The following is a 21,069-nucleotide window of genomic DNA, read 5'->3' as shown; positions in this document are numbered from 1 at the left end:
CTATGAGTTTTGAAACCTTGCTGGTTGAAGTTCGTGACCGCGTCGGTCTGATCACCCTGAATCGCCCCCAGGCATTGAATGCCTTGAATACACAGGTGCTGGACGAGCTGAATCAGGCCCTTGATCAATTCGAGAAGGATCCCAACATTGGTTGCATGGTGCTGACTGGCTCGAGCAAGGCCTTCGCCGCCGGTGCCGACATCAAGCAGATGGTCGATCTGCAGTATCCCCAGGTATACCTGGACGACTTCTTCTCCCCCGCCGACCGCATCGCCAATCGGCGCAAGCCGCTGATCGCTGCGGTGGCCGGTTATGCCCTGGGTGGCGGCTGCGAACTGGCAATGATCTGCGACTTCATCTACGCAGCGGACAATGCACGATTTGGCCAGCCGGAGATCAACCTGGGCGTATTACCCGGCATCGGCGGAACCCAGCGCCTGACCCGTGCCCTGGGCAAGGCCAAGGCGATGGAGATGTGCATGACCGGTCGCCAGATGGACGCCGAAGAGGCCGAGCGTGCCGGTCTGGTGGCGCGGATCATTCCAGCTGATCAACTTCTGGAAGAAACGCTGAAGACCGCGCAGGTCATCGCGGCGAAATCTCTGCCCAGCGTGATGATGACCAAGGAATGCGTCAACCGCGTGTTCGAGACCAGCCTCAGCGAAGGCGTGCGCTTCGAGCGCCGGGTATTCCACTCTATCTTCGCCACGGCCGACCAGACCGAAGGCATGCAGGCCTTCGTCGAGAAGCGCAAACCGAGCTTCAGGAACAATTGAGCAAGCGCCAGACAACATTGGCGAGCCGACAACAATAACGAGGTAACATGCATGAAAATCGGATTTCTTGGCCTAGGTAATATGGGCGGGCCAATGGCTCACAATCTCATCAAGGCCGGCCATCAGCTGACCGTGTTCGATCTGTCCCAGACGGCAGTCAGCAGTCTTGTGGACGCTGGGGCCAGCGCTGCGCAAAGTATCGCCACGCTGGCCCAGAGCGATGTCGAGCTCATTATCACCATGCTCCCCGCAGCCCAGCACGTGAAATCCGTTTACCTGGGTGAGGAAGGCTTGCTGGCCAACGTTGCGCCGGCGGTACGCCTGATCGACAGCTCAACCATCGATCCGATGAGCGCCCGCGAAGTTGCCACCGCCGCAGAAAAAAATGGCAACCGCATGATTGATGCACCGGTGTCCGGCGGTACTGGTGGTGCTACGGCAGGCACCCTGACCTTCATGGTGGGCGGCGAGCAGACTGATTTCGATGCAGCCCTGCCGGTATTGCAGACAATGGGCAAGAACATTGTTCACTGTGGCCCGGCGGGCAACGGACAGGTGGCCAAGGTCGCCAATAACATGTTACTGGCGATCTCTATGATCGGGACCGCCGAAGCCATGAATCTGGGCGTATCCCTGGGCATGGATCCCAAGGTGCTGGCGGGCATCATCAATACTTCAAGCGGTCGCTGCTGGAGTTCCGATACCTATAACCCCTACCCGGGCGTACTGGATAGCGCGCCGGCATCGCGGGGCTATACCGGCGGTTTTGGTAGCGATCTGATGCTCAAGGACCTCGGCCTGGCCACCGAGGCGGCCAAGCAGGCGCGCCAACCAGTCATCCTCGGCGGTCTGGCCCAGCAGCTTTACCAGACGTTCAGCAGCCAGGGTAATGGCGGGTTGGACTTCTCCGCGATCATCAAGCTGTATGGAGCCCGGAATGACTGATCTGCAGCAAACTGTATTGGCCGAGGTGCAGAACCAGGTCGGCCATCTGATACTCAATCGCCCTGCGGGCCTCAATGCGCTGACGCTCGAGATGATTCGGCTCCTGCAGCAGCAGCTGGACGCATGGCGCGAGGATGACAGCATCAAGGCCGTGGTTTTGCGGGCGAATGGCGAGAAAGCCTTTTGCGCCGGTGGTGACATTCGCGCCCTGTACGACAGCTTCAAGGCCGGTGACGGCATGTATACCACCTTCTTCGAAGAGGAATACGCGCTGGACCAGAGTATTCACGGTTACTCGAAACCTATCCTGGCACTGATGGACGGTTTCGTTCTCGGTGGCGGCATGGGCCTGGTGCAGGGCGCTTCACACCGGGTGATAACTGAAAGCGTACGCATGGGTATGCCTGAAACCGGCATAGGCTATTTCCCTGATGTGGGCGGAAGCTATTTTCTGTCCCGCCTGCCCGGAGAGCTGGGAGCCTACCTGGGCGTCACCGGCACGCAGATTCGGGCGGCTGATGCGCTCTTCACCGGACTTGCGGATTTCTGTCTGGGCAAGGATCTGATATCTGAACTGCATTTTTCACTGAACGGCACCACCTGGTCAGATAACCCAGGGCAAGACCTGACGGATATCCTCAAGACCCTGGCTTCCAGCGCAATGATCGGATCTGAACTCAAGGCCATCCAGCACACTATTGATCGTCACTTTGCTCATAATTCACTGGCGGACATCCGCCAGTCGCTGACGACGGAAGAATGTGAGGCCTATCAGGATTGGGCGGAAAAGACTGCTGCAGTGATTGATAGCCGCTCACCGCTGGCGATGAGCGTCACTCTGGAGATGATCCGCCGTGGTCGCGACCTGGATCTGGCAGACTGCTTCGCCATGGAGCTGCATCTGGATCGCCAATGGTTCGCCAAGGGCGACATCATGGAAGGTGTGCGAGCGCTGATTATCGATAAGGACAAGTCTCCACGCTGGAATCCGCCGACCCTCGCGGGAGTCAGCGCTGAACAGGTAGACGAATTCTTTGAAGGGTTTGCGCCTAGCTCCACCGCCAGTCGCCGCCAGGCCTGAGCCGGCCGCACAAGGGAATCGATACAATGCATGACATTGAACTGAATGAAGACCAGCGCATGGTCCGTGACATGGCCCGCCAGTTTGCGCAAAGCGAACTGGCGCCGCGTGCCGCCGAATGGGACAAGGCCGGCTGGATCGATGACGCTGTGGTGCGTCAGATGGGTGAGCTGGGGCTACTGGGGATGGTGGTGCCAGAGGAATGGGGCGGGAGCTACACTGATTACGCCGCTTACGCCCTGGCCGTGGAAGAAATTTCAGCAGGCTGCGGCGCAACGGGCGCCATTATGAGCATTCATAACTCCGTGGGGTGTGGACCGCTTCTCAAGTTCGGTACGCCGGATCAGCAGCAAACCTGGCTGCCTTCTCTCGCGGCGGGTCAGACGATTGGTTGTTTCTGTTTGACCGAACCCCAGGCCGGCTCCGAAGCGCACAACCTACGGACCCGAGCGGTCCTGGAAAATGGCGAATGGGTGATCAACGGCGCCAAGCAGTTTGTCAGCAATGCCAAGCGCGCGGGTCTGGCGATCGTTTTTGCCGTGACTGACCCTGAACTCGGCAAGAAAGGCCTCTCCGCCTTCCTGGTGCCCACCGAGAACCCTGGTTTCAGGATCGAGCGCATGGAACACAAGATGGGCATCCGCGGTTCGGATACCTGCGCCGTGAGCCTGGATAATTGTCGTATCCCCGAAGCCAACATGTTGGGCCAGCGCGGCAAAGGGCTGGCCATTGCCTTGTCCAATCTGGAGGGAGGCCGCATCGGCATTGCTGCGCAGGCCCTGGGCATTGCCCGTGCCGCCTTTGAGGCCGCACTGACCTACGCGCGGGAGCGCAGCCAGTTCGGCGTGGCGCTGACAGAGCATCAAAGCATCGCCAATATGCTTGCGGACATGCATATGAAGCTGAATGCAGCGCGGCTGATGATCCTGCATGCGGCACGTTTGCGCAGCGCCGGTGAGCCCTGTCTGTCCGAAGCCTCCCAGGCCAAGCTGTTTGCCAGCGAAATGGCGGAAGAGGTGTGCTCCAAAGCGATACAGATTCATGGCGGTTACGGTTATCTGGAGGACTACCCCGTCGAGCGGCTTTATCGTGATGCACGGATTACGCAGATTTATGAAGGCACCAGCGAGATACAGCGCTTGCTGATTGCACGGGAGCTGCGCCAGTATTCCCTTTAGTCTCAAAGCTGCTCGGACGTTCGGGCAGCAACCTTTCGAAAAGTAAAAAAAGACAAATTTGTTTGGTTTTGTGTGGATTTTGTACGCTGCCCGTACTAATGTATTCACATACCAATATGCCTCGCACGCGATACGCGAAAGGCAAATACAAAAACAACAATGTAGGGCTTGCTCATGAAATCTGATCTGATGAGTTCGTTTTCAGTAGCTGTGTTATCTGGTGTTCTTCTTGTCGCACTCAGCGTCGGCGCGCTGCACAGCAGTGCAAAAATGAATCCTGAAAATTCGATAGCATATACATGCAGCATCTCCTGCACATTGAACCCTGCTCATTGGTTTTAGTTTGCAATGTGTCGCAGCTTAGTGAAAATCCCGGCTGCGAACATCCAGGCCATCCAGCATCGGGGTGAGATCCGTCAGATGATGGGCGATGACGTGAATCACCCCCTTTTCCGTTTCCAGTCGGCCTTTGACCTGCATCAGCCTTGAACCAACCAGTTCCCTGCGTTGTCGCTCGCCCAGATCATGCCAGACCACTACATTGATCATGCCGTACTCATCTTCCAGGGTAACGAAGATCACGCCGCTGGCCGTGCTCGGCTTTTGCCTGCCGGTTACCAACCCTGCAACGACTACGGGCCGCCCATGCTCCATCTTTTTCAACTCCTTCGAGGAACGGCATCGCCTGTTTTTTAACTGCCTGCGCAGCAAGCTCAAGGGATGTGGGCCCAGGGTCGTACCTGTGGTGGCGTAATCGGCATGAATGTCTTCATCGACCTGAGGCAATGGCAATACGATCCCCTTCTCTTCTGTGGCGGGCTGTCCTGCAAAGAGTGGTAATTGCGGCTCTACGCCTGCAACCGCCCAGCGCGCCTTGTGTCTGTGACCAGCCAGACCGCGCAGCGCGCCCGCATCAGCCAGCAATTCACGTGCGCGATTGTCGAGACGGCAGCGCTGGATCAGATCCGTGGTATCTGAGAAGACTTTATTAGCGCGAGCGCAGGTAATGCGCTGAGCATCCTCTTCGCGAAAACCGCGCACCATACGCAGCCCCAGCCGTATCGCCAGTTCGCCTCCGCGCCCCGGTTCCAGCGTGCAGTCCCACTCGCTGTTTCGGGCATCCACGGGGAACGTCTCGATGTCATGGCGCCGCGCATCCTGGAGCAGCTGATCCGGACTGTAAAAACCCATGGGCCAGCTGTTGATCAGTGCGCAGATAAAGGCCGCCGGCTCATGGCACTTCAACCAGCAGCTGGCATAGGTCAACAGGGCAAAGCTGGCTGCATGGGATTCCGGGAAGCCGTAGTTTCCGAATCCTTTGATCTGCTCAAAGATGCGCTCGGCGAACTCCCGCGTATAACCGCGCGCAAGCATGCCTTCGGTCAGGCGTTTCTGATGCGGTTCCAGACCACCCAGGCGTTTCCAGGCTGCCATGGAACGGCGCAGCTGGTCTGCCTCGCCGGGGGTATATCCCGCCGCCACGATAGCCAGCTCCATCACCTGTTCCTGAAACAGCGGCACGCCGAGTGTGCGTTCGAATACCTGGCGCAACGCCTCGGAGGGATAGGTTACCGGTTCCTCACCGTTTCGCCGCCGCAGATAGGGATGCACCATATCGCCGACGATCGGGCCGGGGCGAACAATTGCCACTTCAATGACCAGATCATAAAAGGTTCTGGGTTTGAGTCGCGGCAGCATGGCCATCTGGGCCCGCGATTCGATCTGGAATACCCCGACGGTATCGGCCCGGCTGATCATCTCGTAGGTAGCCTTATCCTCGGCAGGAATAGTCGCCAGGGTCAGATCCCGGCCGCGATGCAGGCGTAGCAGATCGAAGGCCCTTCGCAGCGCGCTGAGCATGCCCAGGGCCAGAATATCCACCTTGAGCAAACCAACCGCATCCAGATCGTCCTTGTCCCACTGAATGATGGTGCGGTCATCCATGGCGGCGTTTTCAACCGGTACCAGTGTTTCCAGCGGCTGTTCGGAAATAACGAAACCGCCAGGATGCTGGGACAGATGCCGTGGAAAGCCGACAAGCTCGCCCGTCAGAGTCAGCACCCTGTGCAACACAGGATTAGCCGGATCAAAACCGGCCTCGCGCAGCCTCTCCCCGGAGGGCACCTTACTGCTCCACTTGCCGCAACAATCAGCCAATGCGCTTATCTGATCGGGCGGTAGACCCAGTGCCTTGGCTACATCCCGTATAGCCCCGGCGCCGCGATAGGAGGAGGCCACCGCCGTGAGTGCAGCGCGGCGGCGCCCATAGCGATTGAATACGTACTGGATGACTTCTTCGCGCCGATCGTGCTCGAAATCCACGTCGATATCCGGCGGCTCGTTGCGTTCCCTGGATATGAACCGCTCGAACAACATGTTCATGCGAGACGGATCGATTTCTGTAATACCCAGCGCAAAACAGACGGCCGAGTTGGCAGCCGAGCCGCGACCCTGACAGAGAATATGGCGACTACGGGCGAAACGGACGATGTCGTGCACCGTCAGAAAATAACTTTCGTAGTGCATTTCAGTAATCAGTTCGAGCTCGGTCTCGATCTGTTGCAGTACCTTATCCGGCGCCCCCTCGGGCCAGCGCCAGCACATGCCCTCCTCGGTCAACGTGCGCAACCAGGAGGCGGCGGTCTGGCCCTCCGGGACCAGCTCACGTGGATACTGATAACGCAGCTGGCCGAGGTCGAAGGTGCAGCGCTCGGCAATCCGCAGCGTCTCGGCTAACAACGCAGCGGGATACAGCTCGGATAACACCGGTGGCGAGCGCAGATGCCGCTCGCCATTGGGAAACAGATGTTGCCCGGCGTCGGCGACGGTGCAGTGATGACGGATGGCAGTCATGGTGTCCTGCAGTGCGCGACGCCCGCGGGCGTGCATATGCACATCGCCTGTTGCCACGGCAGGAATATCCAGAGACTCGGCGAGAGCCAGCAATTGATCCAGCCGCCTGGCATCATCCGGACCGCGATGCAATTCAACGGATAGCCACAACCGATCGGCAAAGTGCTGTTTCAGCCAGCGTCCCATTTCCGCGTCCGGTTGTTGTTCAGGTATCCAAAGCGCCAGCAGCCCGGTAAGCGATTCATCAAAATCACTTCTCTGGAGCCTGTATTCGCCCTTGGGCGCGCGCCGCCGGGCAACAGTGACAAGCCGGCAGAGGTTCTGGTAGCCGATCAGGTTTTCCGCCAAGAGCACCAGTTTGGGGCCTGCTTCGACACGCATCTCACTGCCGACTATGAGCGGGACGCCCGTCTGCCGTGCGGCCTGCCAGGCACGAACGATGCCAGCCAGCGTGCATTCATCAGTAATCGCCAGTGCTCGATAGCCATGCGCCCTGGCCCGTTCGAATAACTCCAGCGCACTGGAGGCCCCGCGCTGGAAGCTGAAGTTGGACAGGCAGTGCAGCTCTGCATATCCAGTCATGCGAACCACCCATGCAACATCAATGGTCCAGAATCGCCCACCGGCCGGTAGGCCCAGGCCAGTTGACCGGATTGAGTCCTCAGAAGGTAATAATCCCTGCGGATATCCCCGCCATCCCACCATCCGGACTCGATGCGCTCAGGCCCGGCCAGAATCTGGCTTCCAGCGAATTCTGATATAACCGGCTCGTCCAAGAGCCAGGCGGGACGCAGCCGCTGGTTCGTGGGGGAAGCAACCTGAGCAATTTCATTACTGGTTTGCCATGCCCGTTCAGGTCGGTGGTCAGCCTGTATATGCAGCCCCGTTACAGCGTCATCCCCAAGCCGGGCGCGCAGGCGTTCACGCAGCTGCTCCCAGGGCAGTGATTGGTGCGCTCGTTCGGAGAAAAGCTCACGGCGCTCAGGTACAAACACCGGGAGATCCCGCGCAATCAGCCGCAGCGCCAGAACCGGTTCTGGCAACTGCACCTGTTCCAGCCGACCGCGTACCAGTTCAAACAACATGGTCGCTTCACGTTCGGTGTTCAGCAGTCCGATGGGTAGCAGTGTGTCCTCGCGATCACGATGCTCCATGTGCAGGGTAAAACGCTGCACGCCACTGTCTCGCCCCGCCAGATAGGCGGCCAGATCGGCCGTCAAGCGGCGCAAGGGAAATAACAAGGCCTGGTGGGATTCCACCTCAAAGTTCAATTCGATACGGCTGTCGAAGTAATCCGGGGGTGCATAACATGCAAGCGCTAGCTGCCGGGCCCCCAGCAAGGTATCGATATGCATGAGCACTTCCTTGCTGAAGCGCCGTGCGATGCTGTCCCGCGGCAATCGCAAAATCTGCTCCAGATTTCTTATGCCCATACGCGAGAAGGCGATGGCAGCGCTGCGCTCCAACCCGAGACGATCGACCGGATGCTGAGCAAGCATTTTTTGTAGCTGCGCCTCATCCACAGCCAGGCCATCATGGCAATTAACCAACGCCCGCGCTGCCGCGGCATTGGGCGCAACCACAATCCGGTGTTGGAAGCCCAGCTCCGTCAACTCCTTGCGCAGCAGCGACTCAAAGCGTGGCCAGGGGCCAAACAGGCTGTAACTGGATTGCACCTCCATCAACACAGCGCGGGGATAATGCAGGCTCACATGCGAACTGAAGCGATAGGCCCATGCGGCAAGGAATTGATGCCAGCGTTCAATCTCGGCCGGATCGTATTCCGCCATGGCAAAAGTGTTGGTTATGGCCTGGGCTGCGGTCAAAGATTGACCGGGGCGCAAGCCAAGCTCGCGGGCGGCAGAGTTCATGGTTTGCAGCACGCGGCGCTGGGTCGGGCCGCTCAGCAATACCAGCGGCGCGTCCGAATCAGCGCGTGTCCGAAGAACAGCGTCTAAAGCCAGTTGCGGGAAGAGAATACAAGCCCAGCGCATAATGAATTTTCAATGCCACGCGACGAAGGGAAGCGGGGCCGCTGGCGCGATACCGCCCCGGCACTTGAGAACACGTAGTTGGCTGGTCGCCGATTCAAGCAACAGACGCAGCGCGGCGGGGGAAGGATTCACCGCTTCTTCGGCCGGACGGTAGGCAAAGGCAAGGGTTTGCCCTGTTTCAGCAGCAACCTGTAACCGCCGCATGGATCGATCATCTGCACGTTGCGGCCAACACAACACTGCGCCATTGCATCCTGTTCGCAGACACTGCTCGGCTGCCCAAAGCGCTTCGGCACCCTGTGCATTCACGATCATCAGATGGCGCAGATCTATTCCTGCGGCGTGCCAGGCCGGTGCAAAGGGCACATGGGGTGGCGCCACCAGCACCACTGTTTCCCCCGCCTGGGTCAATCGCGCCAGTGTCGGCCACAACAGCCGCAACTCACCCGTCCCCTCAGCCTGAAGCAGGATTTCACTCAACGCAGCCAGGGGCCAGCCGCCGGAGGGCAACATTGCATCCAGCCCGGCATTGCCGGTCGGATACCCGCTACGGGGCGTGCTGGTGTGCCGGCCTTTCCATATCCGGCGTTGATCCAGCAGGGCATCCAGTGCAACGACAGCGCCCATCAGTCCGCTCCGCGCATCGTATGAGAGCGCATCAGGTCAGGAGTGAAATGAGGAATCAAGCGAAGCATACAGACCACCTTTTTACTGTATAGATATACAGCATATTCAGATCAAAACGACTGGTCAATTTGTATTCGTGGAAGTGGATGAGTGGTCCAGTAACTATTAACTATGGGCCATCTTGGAGACGCTGACGGATTTGCTGTGTCGAGTTCGAACGCAGTCCGAGGCACTCGACAACTCCAGGGGCAGACCGGTCTATCCCGTAGCGTCGCTACCTGGGGGTGTCGTGCGCCTGCGCGACGCATTGGCTTTGGAGATCAACGCTGAAGTCGTAACGAATCGTTGTCGTCGAGTCCGAACGGGGCCCGTGGCGCTCGACAACCCCGGGAATTAGTCAGTGGCTGGCATACTTCCAGCAAGCCAATCCAGGTCTTCGGGGCGGGTGACCTTGATATTGTCAGCACGGCCCTCGACCAGCAGCGGTGCCTGACCCGCCCACTCCATTGCAGACGCCTCATCGGTGATGGAGGCACCGGCACCCAGCGCACCGGACAAAGCGTTGCGCAGCGCTTCAAGGCGAAACATCTGCGGCGTATAGGCCTGCCAGAACAGTGCGCGATCCGGCGTGGCGGTTACCCGTCCATCTGCGCCAGCCAGCTTGAGGGTATCGCGCACCGGCACGGCCAACAGACCGCCCACCGCATCGTCCGCAAGCGTTTCCAATAGCTTGTCCAGATCGGTCGCGGCCAGATTGGGACGGGCCGCATCATGCACCAGCACCCAATCCTCGGACTTTGCACCCTGGGCAACCAAGGCTTCCAATCCATTCAATACCGAATCGGCGCGCTCCCGCCCGCCAGCAGCGGTACGAATCCGCACGTCTTGGGCGCAGGGCAGTTCAGGCCAGTAAGGATCATTTTCAGCCAGGCTGACGACCAGACCTCGCAAACCGGGCTGATTCAGGAAGCAATCAAGGGTATGTTCAATCAGGCTGCGACCAGCCAGGGGAAGATACTGCTTGGGGCGGTCCGCCTGCATGCGCGATCCGATACCGGCAGCGGGGATGACGACCCAGAAGGGTAAAACATTCATTTATTCGGAGCTCAGCTGATACAGCGTCTCACCGTCGCGAATCATGCCAAGCTCTTTCCTGGCACGTTCCTCAATGGTTTCCAGACCCTGTTTGAGCTCGATTACCTCGGCGGTCAGCACGCGATTGCGCTCCAGCAGCTGCTCGTTCTCACGTTTCTGCTCGGCGATCTGTTGGCTGAGCTGAGTCACATGCGCCAGGCTGCCCTCGCCTACCCACAAGCGATATTGCAGGCCAGCCAGCATTACCAGAGCAATTACCCAGAGCCACTTCACGTGTTATCGCCTCCAATGGCGTTACCTATTCTGCGCCGATTGCCAGCCTATCAACCGGCCAGCACCAGCACCAGTCCCTACTCCATGTACCAGAGCCAGAAACGACGAGGCGCTGAACAATGCCAGCGCCCGTCAGGTTTCGTCAATAATCAGCAATCAGCCACGAAACTCGGCACGGCCCTTATACGGAGCGGAACCGTCCAGCTGCTCTTCAATACGCAGCAACTGGTTGTACTTGGAAACGCGATCAGAGCGGCACAGCGAACCGGTCTTGATCTGTCCAGCCGCGGTACCCACAGCCAGGTCGGCAATGGTGTGGTCTTCGGTCTCACCGCTACGGTGAGAGATGACCGCGGTGTAACCGGCAGCCTTGGCCATCTGGATGGCTTCCAGCGTTTCGGTCAGCGAGCCGATCTGGTTGAACTTGATCAAAATCGAGTTACCGATGCTTTTGTCGATGCCTTCCTTGAGGATCTTGGTGTTGGTTACGAACAGATCGTCACCGACCAGCTGAACCTTGGCACCGATCTTGTCGGTCAGGACTTTCCAGCCGTCCCAATCGGACTCATCCATGCCATCTTCAATGGAGATGATCGGATAACGTTCAGTCAGGCCTGCCAGATAATCAGCAAAACCGGCGGCATCAAACACCTGGCCTTCGCCAGCCAGATCGTATTTGCCGTCCTTGTAGAATTCGCTTGAAGCGCAGTCCAGCGCCAGAGTGACGTCGTCACCCAGTGTGTATCCGGCATTCGCGACTGCTTCGGCGATTGCGCCGAGCGCGTCTTCGTTGGAACTCAGGTTCGGTGCGAAACCGCCCTCATCACCCACCGAGGTGCTCAGTCCGCGCGCCTTCAGAACGGCTTTCAGGTGATGGAAAATCTCTGCGCCCATACGCAGGGCGTCAGCAAAGGTCTTGGCGCCAACCGGCTGGACCATGAATTCCTGAATGTCAACGTTGTTGTCAGCATGCTCACCGCCATTGATGATGTTCATCATCGGGACCGGCATGCTGTACTGACCGGGGGTGCCGTTCAGGTCTGCGATATGTGCATACAGCGGCACGCCCTTGGACTGTGCTGCTGCCTTGGCGGCCGCCAGGGACACAGCGAGAATGGCGTTGGCGCCCAGGTTGGCCTTGTTCTCGGTTCCATCAAGGTCAATCATGGCTCGGTCCAGACCCGCTTGATCTTCAACGTCGCGACCGACCAGTAACTCACGAATAGGGCCATTGATATTGGCAACTGCCTTGAGCACGCCCTTGCCCATATAGCGGCTCTTGTCGCCATCACGCAGTTCCAGCGCTTCACGGGAACCGGTCGAAGCTCCGGACGGCGCACAGGCGCTACCGATGATATTTCCGTCCAGGATGACATCTGCTTCTACAGTCGGGTTGCCGCGCGAATCCAGAACTTCACGACCCTTGATATCAATGATTTTCGCCATCTTTGCTACGTGCTCCATTTAATCGTCCGAGAATAGATCAGCTACTACGCGACAAGTTCAAGCGGTCTCCAGCACCGCAAAGCTTTTGACCAGATCATCAAGCTGCTTGAGTTGCGAAAGGAAAGGTTCGAGCTTGTCCAGGCGCAGAGCGCACGGGCCATCGCACTTGGCGTTATCGGGATCCGGATGGGCTTCCAGAAACAGCCCAGCCAGGCCCTGGCTCATGCCCGCCTTGGCCAGATCAGTCACCTGACCGCGCCGTCCGCCTGCAGAATCACTACGTCCGCCCGGCATCTGCAACGCATGGGTCACATCGAAAAACACCGGGTAGCCCATCTGCTTCATGATGCCGAAGCCGAGCATATCCACGACCAGATTGTTGTAACCGAAGCTGGAGCCCCGCTCACATAGAATCAACCGATCGTTGCCGGCCTCCTCACACTTGGTGAGGATGTGCTTCATTTCCGCCGGCGCGAGGAACTGCGCTTTCTTGATATTGATAACGGCTTTGGTCTCAGCCATAGCCACCACCAGATCAGTTTGCCGCGACAGGAAAGCCGGCAGCTGGATGATGTCGCAGACTTCAGCCACCGGTGCAGCCTGATGCGGCTCATGAACGTCAGTAATCACCGGCACGTTGAAGGTATGCTTGATCTCCTCGAAGATCTTCAGCCCCTCTTCCATGCCCGGGCCGCGGAAGGAGTTGATCGAGGAGCGGTTGGCCTTGTCGAAGCTGGCCTTGAATACGTAGGGAATGCCCAGCTTGCTGGTCACCTCTACGTAGGTCTCGCAAATTCGCATCGCCAGCTCGCGGGACTCGAGAACATTCATGCCCCCGAACAGCACGAAAGGTTTGTCGTTGGCGATATCGATGTTGCCGACCTGGATTGTCTTCTGGGTCATCGGTATTCCTCAGGCGTTAGCCTTGCTCGCCTTCTGTGCCAGGGCTGCATTGACGAAGCCGCTGAACAAGGGGTGACCATAACGGGGAGTGGAAGTGAATTCCGGGTGGAACTGGCATGCCACGAACCACGGATGATCGCCCACCTCGATAACTTCAACCAGCGCGCCATCGACTGACCGACCGGTAACTTTCAGACCGCCCGCCTGCAAATCGGGCAACAGGTTGTTGTTGACCTCATAACGGTGGCGGTGGCGTTCGACAATCACATCCTTGCCATAGCATTCATGGGCACGCGAGCCAGGCTCCAGCGCACAATCCTGACCGCCGAGGCGCATGGTACCGCCCAGATCAGAGCCTTCATCCCGCAACTGTTTGTCACCGCTAGCGGTCTGCCACTCGGTAATCAGACCCACCACCGGATGCGTGCTGGTCTTGTCAAATTCGGTCGAGTTGGCGTCGTTCCAGCCAAGAATATGCCGCGCATACTCGATGACCGCCACCTGCATGCCCAAGCAAATGCCGAGATACGGAATCTTGTTCTCACGGGCGTAGCGCACGGTCTCGATCTTGCCCTCAACGCCGCGCTGGCCGAACCCACCCGGCACCAGAATGGCATCCACATCCTCGAGCAGCGAAGTGCCCTTGAGTTCGATGTCTTCTGAGTCGATGTAGCGCAGATTGACCTTGGTCCGGCTCTGAATGCCGGCGTGGCTGATGGCTTCGATCAGCGACTTGTAGGCTTCCAGCAGTTCCATGTACTTGCCGACCATGGCGATGGTCACTTCCTGATCCGGATACAGCTTGGCATCGACCACGCGGTCCCATTCGGACAGATCAGCCTGCCCACATTCCAGGCCAAAGCGTTCCACAACAAAATCGTCCAGGCCCTGCGCATGCAGGGCGGAAGGAATACGGTAAATACTGTCCAGATCTTCCAGACCAATAACCGCACGCTCTTCCACATTGGTGAACAGCGCAATCTTGCGGCGAGAGGACAGATCGATCGGGTGATCGGAGCGGCAGATCAGCACATCCGGTTGCAAGCCAATGGAGCGCAATTCCTTGACCGAGTGCTGGGTGGGCTTGGTCTTGGTCTCACCGGCGGTAGCGATATAAGGGACCAGCGTCAGGTGCATGAGCATGGCGCGCTTGGCACCCACCTCGATACGCAGCTGGCGGATCGCCTCAAGGAACGGCTGGGACTCGATATCACCCACGGTACCGCCGATTTCCACCATGGCTACATCGGCATCGCCGGCGCCCTTGATGATGCGGTCCTTGATCTCGTCAGTAATATGCGGGATAACCTGAATCGTCGCGCCCAGATAATCACCGCGGCGCTCCTTGCGCAACACGTGTTCATATACACGGCCAGCAGTAAAGTTGTTGGCGCGGGTCATGGTCGCATTGATGAAGCGCTCATAATGGCCCAGGTCGAGATCAGTCTCGGCGCCATCATGGGTGACAAAAACCTCACCGTGCTGGAAGGGGCTCATGGTGCCCGGATCCACGTTGATATAGGGATCGAGCTTGAGCATGGTGACCTTCAGTCCCCGCGCTTCAAGGATCGCCGCCAGCGATGCCGAGGCGATGCCCTTACCCAATGAAGATACAACACCACCCGTGACGAAGATGTAGCGCGTCATGAAAAACCCGTAGATTGAACAGTTAGGCGGTCGCGACCGCAGGGAATCGAAGGGAGACCAAAGTCTCGTCAAGATGGGAAGTCAGGATACCAGACGCCCCCGGTTTGCTCAATCCGAAAGCGCCTGCACTGGCCAGGCCCGGACCTTCGCAAAGCTGTACTTCAAGGTAGCAAGGATTGCGCGCCTGGCTGCCACTCGATCCGCCAGCCAGGCTGCTCGTTGCCAGCGCTGAACGCCTCGGCATTCCAGCGCCCGGCCACCGATACCAGCTCGCCGTCGCAAAACAGTAGCGGCACAGCGGGTCGCAACCAGCCGGGAATGCCCGCCTCCTGAAACAACTGCTTGAGCGTCCGGTGAGGCCGTCCCGCCAGCTTGAGCCGTTCCCCGCCCTGGCGATAACCGACCTGCCAATTACCCGGACGATAGCTGATTCCGCCCTGGGCCTGGCGCATGCATAACACACCGTTACCACCGGCGAGTACCGTATCGCCGAACGCCACCAACGGCTGCGGCACGCCAGCGGCGAGACCCTTTGCTGATTGCAGCCACAGGTGTCCGGCGGAGCGACACAGTTGATAGTCGTCGATCTGCACGACCGGCTGACTGTCCTCTGCTGCACCCAACTGATCCAGCACGACCTCGGACTGCCGGTGATCCGGCATGCGTCTGCCCTGTTGGTGCAACCAATAACGCAGCAGATTGTTCTGCCGGGCAGCGGATAGCGTGAGCAGCACTTCAACCCGTAATGCCGGCCAGGGCTGTAGCCATGGATCCTGGCTGACTGCCTGTGCCCGCTCAAGATCCTGCGCGGCCCGTTCGTCAAGCAGGCTGGTGGCCTCCTCCACATGCTCGATCAAACGCAGCAGACTGCTGTCTACCATCGGCCAGTGCTGACGCAGTACGGGCAATATCTGATGACGCAAGGTAGTGCGGGCAAACCGCGCGTCGGCATTTGCCGGGTCTTCAATCCAGCGCAGCCCCTGCTCCTCGGCCCAAGTCTCGAGTTCGTTCCGGCGCCAGCCAAGCAGCGGCCGGAACAGCTGACCGCTGCCTACCTGGCGGCTGGCGGGCATACCGGATAGCCCGCGCAGACCCGTGCCACGTACGAGACGGAATAAGAGTGTTTCCAGCTGATCATCGAGATGATGCGCCAGCAACAGCACATCTTCCGGCCCGATAAGCGAGGCGAAAGCCTGATAGCGCGCATCTCGCGCAGCAGCTTCAATACTGGCGCCAGGCTCGAGCTGTACGTGTTTGATGTGCAGTGGGATACTGCGCAATACGCACTGCTGCTCACAATGCTCGGCCCATTTGTCTGCAAGCGGATGCAGACCATGGTGCACGTGAACGGCAACCACAGGCGGCAGCTGGCAGGTCTTGCCGAGCTGCGCCAGCGCCTCCAGCAACACCATCGAGTCCAGACCGCCAGAAAGCCCCAGCCACCAGACCGGAGCTTGCGCGCAGTGCGCCAGGTGTTCGTGCAGCGCCTGCGGGGTGAACATGATTACTTGATGCCGAAGGCCATCAGACGATCATAACGGCTATCCAGCAACGCCTCAGCGGAATAGTTGTCCAGTGCAGCCAGTTCAGACAGCAGTTGCGCCTTGATCCGCGCTGCCATTTCCTCCGGCTGGCGATGCGCGCCACCCAAAGGCTCAGGGATCAGATTATCAACCAGACCCAGCTCTTTCAGACGCGCAGCGGTGATGCCCATCGCTTCGGCGGCCTCAGCAGCCTTCTCGGACTTCTTCCACAGAATCGATGCACAACCCTCGGGCGAAATCACCGAATACGTCGAATACTGCAGCATCATCAGCCGATCACAGACGCCAATCGCCAATGCGCCGCCTGATCCGCCTTCGCCAATCACCGTGGAGATGATGGGCGTCTTCAGACGAGACATGATCTGCAGGTTCCAGGCGATCGCCTCACTTTGGCCGCGCTCTTCTGCATCGATCCCCGGATAGGCACCGGGCGTATCGATAAATGTGAGAATCGGCATCTTGAAGCGTTCTGCCAACTGCATCAGACGGCACGCCTTGCGATAGCCCTCGGGCTTGGGCATGCCGAAGTTGCGTCGAACCTTCTCTTTTACGGCGCGGCCTTTCTGGTGTCCGATAACCATGACCGGCCGGCCTTCCAGACGCGCCATACCGCCGACAATCGCTGCATCATCAGCGAAATGACGGTCGCCGTGCATTTCTTCGAAATCGGTAAAGATGTGCTGAATGTAATCCAGCGTATAAGGACGCTGCGGGTGCCGCGCCATCTGCGCGACCTGCCAGCTGGACAGATTGGAGAAGATGCTCTCGGTGAGAGACTTGCTCTTGTCCTGGAGCCGGGTAATTTCATCGGTGATATTCAGCGAATTATCGCTGCCCACCAATCTCAACTCTTCGATCTTGGCCTGCAGATCGGCGATGGGATGTTCAAATTCAAGGTAATTCTGACTTTTGCTCATAGGCGTACATCATCCGCGTGGCCCATGCTGGGCATTCGATTTTTTGCGTTACCTTACGGGAATGCCTGACCTGCGTCGAGCAGGCCGGCGGCCGAGGTCGCGGTTATCTGTAGTGCAAAGAGACGCTGTCTTTTCCGAGCTGGTCACGCAGGCTCTGGACCAAGTCGTCTGCAGGTTCCACTTTCCATTCGTCCCCGAGCTTGAGCAGCGCCGCAGCGTCGGGACGCTGAAAATCAATCGTGACCGCGCAACCGCCCTTGTGCTTTTGTAACAACCCTGCCAGCTGCGACAAGCAGTCAGGGCCGTGCCGCTGGGTGTTCATCCTGATCCGGACGCTGTCCAGCAGACTCGTGCGCGCGTCTTCCAGACTCATCACCCGCTTGGCGCGCATGCGCAGGCCACCGGAGAAATCATCCTGGGCGACCTCCCCCTCCACTACCAGCAAGGCATCCTTCTGCAACAAGGACTGGGCCGCCTGGAAGGCGTCCGCAAACAGCGACACCTCGATACGCGCGGAACGGTCGTCCAGCGTCACGAAGCCGACCTTATCGCCGCGCTTGCTTTTCATTACCCGCAGATCAAATACCAGCCCTGCAATGGTCTGACTCTCCCGGGAGGGTTTAAGGTCAATAATCCGTTGCCGGGCAAAGCGACGTACTTCCTTTTCATACTCGTCGATCGGGTGCCCGGTCAGATACAGACCGAGTGTTTCCTTTTCCCCGCGCAGGCGCTCCTTGAAACTCCACTCGCGAACACGGCGGTAATTTTCGAACACGTCACGCTCAGCGGAAGGCCCGAGCAATTCGCCGAACAGGTCGTCATGACCGCTGTCCGCGCTCTTGGCGGTCTGTTCCGCTGCGGCCATCGCCTCTTCCATGGCCGCAGACAGCGCGGCCCGGTTGCGATCCACCTGCTTGAGATAGGCAGCCTGTTCGGTATCGAAGAAGGGGCCCATCGAATCCAGCGCGCCACTGCGCACCAGCGCTTCCATTACGCGCTTGTTGATCCGCTTCAGATCCACCCGCGCACAGAAGTCGAACAGATCGGTGAAGGGCCCTCCGGCGCGGCGCGTCTGAACGATGGTTTCCACCGGCCCTTCGCCCACGCCCTTGATCGCGCCGAGCCCGTAAACCACAGCGCCGGATTCATCGACGGTGAATTTGTAATCGGACAGGTTCACATCCGGCGCCTTAACCTGCAGCCTCATGCTGCGGCACTCTTCAATCAGCGTGACGACCTTGTCGGTGTTGTGCATATCCGCCGACAACACTGCTGCCATAAAGGCCGCCGGATGATGCGCCTTGAGCCAGGCGGTCTGATAGGAAACCAGGCCATAGGCCGCCGAGTGCGATTTGTTGAAACCGTAACCGGCAAATTTTTCCACCAGGTCAAAGATGTTGCCCGCAAGGTCCGCATCGATACCGTTGTTCTCGCAGCCTTCAAGGAAGATAGCCCGCTGCTTGGCCATCTCTTCGGGCTTTTTCTTGCCCATGGCACGGCGCAGCATGTCGGCGCCGCCAAGGGTATAACCCGCCATCACCTGGGCAATCTGCATCACCTGTTCCTGATACAAAATGATGCCGTAGGTGGGCTTCAGTACCGGCTCGAGGCCCGCATACTGATAATTCGGGTGTGGGTAGGAGACGATCTCGCGTCCGTGCTTGCGGTTGATGAAGTCATCAACCATGCCCGATTGCAGCGGACCGGGGCGGAACAACGCCACCAGGGCGATCAGGTCTTCCAGACAGTCCGGCTTGAGCTTCTTGATCAGCTCCTTCATGCCGCGCGATTCAAGCTGAAAGACCGCCGTCGTCTCGGCCTTCTGCAGCATGTGGTAGGTCGGCGCATCATCCAGCGGGATGAAGTCGATATTGAGCGCCTCCAGCCCGTTCTTCGCCTGCTCGCGGTTGATGGTTTCCATCGCCCAATCGATGATCGTCAGGGTTCGCAGCCCGAGGAAGTCGAACTTCACCAGACCGGCGGCTTCCACGTCATCCTTGTCGAACTGGGTCACCAGACCCGCACCGGCTTCATCACAATACAAGGGCGCGAAATCGGTCAATTTGGTGGGTGCGATTACCACGCCCCCGGCGTGCTTGCCGACGTTACGGGTAATACCCTCCAGTTTGCGCGCCATGTCCCAGATTTCCTGGGCTTCCTCATCGGCCGCCAGAAACTCGCGCAGAATCTCTTCCTGCTCGAAGGCCTTGGCCAGGGTCATCCCGACTTCGAAGGGGATCATCTTCGACAACTTATCAGCCAGCCCGTAGGACTTGCCCTGCACCCGCGCCACGTCCCGCACCACGGCTTTGGCCGCCATGGTGCCGAATGTGATGATCTGGGATACCGCGTCCCGGCCATAGGTCTCCGCCACATAGTCGATGACGCGGTCGCGTCCCTCCATGCAGAAGTCGATATCGAAGTCGGGCATGGACACCCGCTCGGGATTCAGGAAGCGTTCGAACAGCAGGTCATAGGCGAGCGGGTCAAGATCGGTGATCAACAGCGCGTAAGCCACCAGCGAGCCCGCCCCCGACCCCCGGCCAGGCCCAACCGGCACGCCATTGCCCTTGGCCCACTTGATGAAGTCCATCACGATCAGGAAGTAACCGGGAAAGCCCATCTGGTTGATGATGTCGAGCTCGAAATTCAAACGATCCACGTACACCTGGCGGCGCGCATCATAATCAGGCGTGTCCGGCGGGAGGATGACCTTGAGGCGTTCATCCAGTCCTTCGAAGGACACCTGACGAAAGTATTCTTCGATGGTCAGGCCTTCGGGAATCGGGAATTCCGGAAGAAAGTAGGTGCCCAGCTGGACGTCGATGTTGCAGCGCTTGGCGATTTCAACACTGTTTTCCAGGGCTTCCGGAATATCCGAGAACAACTCGGCCATTTCTTCCGGCGTCTTCAGGTACTGCTCTTCGCTGTACTGGCGGACCCGGCGCGGATCATCCAGCGCCCGCCCTTCACCGATACACACCCGCGTTTCGTGGGCTTCGTAATCCTCGCGCTTGAGGAAGCGCACGTCATTGGTGGCAACGACCGGACAGTCCAGCCGCGTGGCCAGCGCAACGGCGGCGTGCACATGCTCTTCGTCATTGCGACGACTGGTGCGCTGCAGTTCAAGATAGAAACGCCCGGGAAACACGTCCATCCAGTAGCTGAGCAACTCATCGGCTTCATGGGGATTGTTGGATAACAAGGCCTGTCCGATCTCGCCTTCCTTTGCACCTGACAGCGCAATAACGCCTTCACTGGCTTCGGCTATCCATTCCCGGCGAATGGTAACCAGACCGTTTTTCTGCCCTTCGGTATAGCCACGAGAGATCAGTTCGGTGAGGTTGCGATAGCCGGGGCGGTTCATTGACAGCAGGGTCATCCGGGTCAGGCTGCTTTCGTCATCCCGGCCAACCAGCCAGATATCCACGCCCGAGATCGGCTTGATGCCCGCGCCCATGGAAGCCTTGTAGAATTTCACCAGGCTGCACATGTTGTTCTGGTCGGTAACCGCCACAGCCGGCATACCACCCTCGCCCACCGCCTTGATTAACGGTTTGATCTTGACCAGGCCGTCCACGAGGGAATATTCACTGTGGACACGCAGATGGACGAAGGAGAAGCTCATTGATGATCCTGTTTCAGATGCGAACGGCAAGGGAGCGATTGTAACGGCGGGGGGCGAATCGAGCCAGCGACCTTGGGTTTGGTTTGTTGATCGATGTTCTGAAGGAGTGCTTGGGGAGCCAGTGGCAGATCGCCCGCGTCAGCTCACCCCGGATTTGCAACA

General features: G+C 58.8%; 16 protein-coding genes. 4 read left to right on the top strand and 12 right to left on the bottom strand.

Annotated features, from left to right (window positions below; translation table 11 throughout):
- The first annotated feature begins 2 nt into the window (after window positions 1–2).
- From FZE95_RS09850 to FZE95_RS09835, 4 genes are read left to right on the top strand one after another with little or no spacing between them, the layout of a single operon-like run.
- On the top strand, window positions 3–776 hold the full coding sequence (locus FZE95_RS09850) for an enoyl-CoA hydratase (RefSeq protein ID WP_150300712.1): 774 nt from the start codon (window positions 3–5) through the stop codon (window positions 774–776).
- Window positions 777–827: 51 nt separating this feature from the next.
- The gene (gene mmsB, locus FZE95_RS09845) at window positions 828–1,721 is read left to right on the top strand and encodes a 3-hydroxyisobutyrate dehydrogenase (RefSeq protein ID WP_150300711.1); all 894 of its coding nucleotides are present in this window, start codon (window positions 828–830) and stop codon (window positions 1,719–1,721) included.
- Window positions 1,714–2,802: an enoyl-CoA hydratase/isomerase family protein gene (locus tag FZE95_RS09840; RefSeq protein ID WP_150300710.1), complete on the top strand. Its 1,089-nt coding sequence runs from the start codon at window positions 1,714–1,716 to the stop codon at window positions 2,800–2,802. The genes mmsB and FZE95_RS09840 overlap by 8 nt, the downstream gene beginning before the upstream one ends.
- Before the next feature lie 26 nt (window positions 2,803–2,828).
- Window positions 2,829–3,980 (top strand): acyl-CoA dehydrogenase family protein, encoded by a 1,152-nt coding sequence (locus FZE95_RS09835; RefSeq protein ID WP_150300709.1) that lies wholly within the window; start codon window positions 2,829–2,831, stop codon window positions 3,978–3,980.
- Window positions 3,981–4,084: 104 nt separating this feature from the next.
- On the opposite strand, the gene FZE95_RS09830 is transcribed toward FZE95_RS09835, so the two are convergent.
- The 12 genes from FZE95_RS09830 to dnaE all read right to left on the bottom strand — a co-directional run bounded on the left by FZE95_RS09830 (window position 4,085) and on the right by dnaE (window position 20,907).
- Window positions 4,085–4,297 (bottom strand): hypothetical protein, encoded by a 213-nt coding sequence (locus FZE95_RS09830; RefSeq protein ID WP_150300708.1) that lies wholly within the window; start codon window positions 4,295–4,297, stop codon window positions 4,085–4,087.
- A gap of 43 nt (window positions 4,298–4,340) precedes the next feature.
- A complete protein-coding gene (locus tag FZE95_RS09825; protein WP_150300707.1) occupies window positions 4,341–7,415 on the bottom strand; it encodes an error-prone DNA polymerase in 3,075 nt (1,024 codons plus the stop codon).
- Window positions 7,412–8,827: a Y-family DNA polymerase gene (locus FZE95_RS09820; protein ID WP_150300706.1), complete on the bottom strand. Its 1,416-nt coding sequence runs from the start codon at window positions 8,825–8,827 to the stop codon at window positions 7,412–7,414. Before FZE95_RS09820 ends, FZE95_RS09825 begins: the two co-directional genes overlap by 4 nt.
- 9 nt (window positions 8,828–8,836) lie before the next feature.
- Window positions 8,837–9,454 carry a translesion DNA synthesis-associated protein ImuA gene (gene imuA / locus FZE95_RS09815; RefSeq protein ID WP_150300705.1) on the bottom strand — a complete coding sequence of 206 codons (618 nt, stop codon included), beginning with the start codon at window positions 9,452–9,454 and terminating at the stop codon, window positions 8,837–8,839.
- Between the two features lie 393 nt (window positions 9,455–9,847).
- On the bottom strand, window positions 9,848–10,549 hold the full coding sequence (gene ispD / locus FZE95_RS09810) for a 2-C-methyl-D-erythritol 4-phosphate cytidylyltransferase (RefSeq protein ID WP_150300704.1): 702 nt from the start codon (window positions 10,547–10,549) through the stop codon (window positions 9,848–9,850).
- Window positions 10,550–10,822, bottom strand: a complete 273-nt coding sequence (gene ftsB, locus FZE95_RS09805) for a cell division protein FtsB (RefSeq protein ID WP_223825022.1) — start codon at window positions 10,820–10,822, stop codon at window positions 10,550–10,552.
- Between the two features lie 156 nt (window positions 10,823–10,978).
- A complete protein-coding gene (gene eno, locus FZE95_RS09800; protein WP_150300853.1) occupies window positions 10,979–12,268 on the bottom strand; it encodes a phosphopyruvate hydratase in 1,290 nt (429 codons plus the stop codon).
- 57 nt (window positions 12,269–12,325) lie between these two features.
- Window positions 12,326–13,171: a 3-deoxy-8-phosphooctulonate synthase gene (kdsA, locus tag FZE95_RS09795; protein WP_150300703.1), complete on the bottom strand. Its 846-nt coding sequence runs from the start codon at window positions 13,169–13,171 to the stop codon at window positions 12,326–12,328.
- Between the two features lie 9 nt (window positions 13,172–13,180).
- Window positions 13,181–14,818: a CTP synthase gene (locus FZE95_RS09790; RefSeq protein WP_150300702.1), complete on the bottom strand. Its 1,638-nt coding sequence runs from the start codon at window positions 14,816–14,818 to the stop codon at window positions 13,181–13,183.
- Between the two features lie 161 nt (window positions 14,819–14,979).
- On the bottom strand, window positions 14,980–16,320 hold the full coding sequence (gene tilS / locus FZE95_RS09785) for a tRNA lysidine(34) synthetase TilS (RefSeq protein ID WP_150300701.1): 1,341 nt from the start codon (window positions 16,318–16,320) through the stop codon (window positions 14,980–14,982).
- A gap of 2 nt (window positions 16,321–16,322) precedes the next feature.
- Window positions 16,323–17,279: an acetyl-CoA carboxylase carboxyl transferase subunit alpha gene (gene accA, locus FZE95_RS09780; protein WP_150300700.1), complete on the bottom strand. Its 957-nt coding sequence runs from the start codon at window positions 17,277–17,279 to the stop codon at window positions 16,323–16,325.
- Between the two features lie 103 nt (window positions 17,280–17,382).
- Window positions 17,383–20,907 (bottom strand): DNA polymerase III subunit alpha, encoded by a 3,525-nt coding sequence (gene dnaE / locus FZE95_RS09775; RefSeq protein ID WP_150300699.1) that lies wholly within the window; start codon window positions 20,905–20,907, stop codon window positions 17,383–17,385.
- Window positions 20,908–21,069: the final 162 nt, after the last annotated feature.

The sequence above is a fragment of the Pseudomonas profundi genome (genome assembly GCF_008638305.1).
Classification (GTDB): domain Bacteria; phylum Pseudomonadota; class Gammaproteobacteria; order Pseudomonadales; family Pseudomonadaceae; genus Halopseudomonas; species Halopseudomonas profundi.
Note: the sequence above shows the minus strand (reverse complement) of the source record. Positions and strands in the feature narration are given on the sequence as shown.

Excerpts from the sequence above, each read along its gene's own strand:
- FZE95_RS09850 (WP_150300712.1), top strand. The coding sequence starts at position 3 with ATGAGTTTTGAAACCTTGCTGGTTGAAGTTCGTGACCGCGTCGGTCTG.
- mmsB (WP_150300711.1), top strand. The coding sequence starts at position 828 with ATGAAAATCGGATTTCTTGGCCTAGGTAATATGGGCGGGCCAATGGCT.
- FZE95_RS09840 (WP_150300710.1), top strand. The coding sequence starts at position 1,714 with ATGACTGATCTGCAGCAAACTGTATTGGCCGAGGTGCAGAACCAGGTC.
- FZE95_RS09835 (WP_150300709.1), top strand. The coding sequence starts at position 2,829 with ATGCATGACATTGAACTGAATGAAGACCAGCGCATGGTCCGTGACATG.
- FZE95_RS09825 (WP_150300707.1), bottom strand. The coding sequence starts at position 7,415 with ATGACTGGATATGCAGAGCTGCACTGCCTGTCCAACTTCAGCTTCCAG.
- FZE95_RS09820 (WP_150300706.1), bottom strand. The coding sequence starts at position 8,827 with ATGCGCTGGGCTTGTATTCTCTTCCCGCAACTGGCTTTAGACGCTGTT.
- imuA (WP_150300705.1), bottom strand. The coding sequence starts at position 9,454 with ATGGGCGCTGTCGTTGCACTGGATGCCCTGCTGGATCAACGCCGGATA.
- ispD (WP_150300704.1), bottom strand. The coding sequence starts at position 10,549 with ATGAATGTTTTACCCTTCTGGGTCGTCATCCCCGCTGCCGGTATCGGA.
- eno (WP_150300853.1), bottom strand. The coding sequence starts at position 12,268 with ATGGCGAAAATCATTGATATCAAGGGTCGTGAAGTTCTGGATTCGCGC.
- kdsA (WP_150300703.1), bottom strand. The coding sequence starts at position 13,171 with ATGACCCAGAAGACAATCCAGGTCGGCAACATCGATATCGCCAACGAC.
- FZE95_RS09790 (WP_150300702.1), bottom strand. The coding sequence starts at position 14,818 with ATGACGCGCTACATCTTCGTCACGGGTGGTGTTGTATCTTCATTGGGT.
- tilS (WP_150300701.1), bottom strand. The coding sequence starts at position 16,320 with ATGTTCACCCCGCAGGCGCTGCACGAACACCTGGCGCACTGCGCGCAA.
- accA (WP_150300700.1), bottom strand. The coding sequence starts at position 17,279 with ATGAGCAAAAGTCAGAATTACCTTGAATTTGAACATCCCATCGCCGAT.
- dnaE (WP_150300699.1), bottom strand. The coding sequence starts at position 20,907 with ATGAGCTTCTCCTTCGTCCATCTGCGTGTCCACAGTGAATATTCCCTC.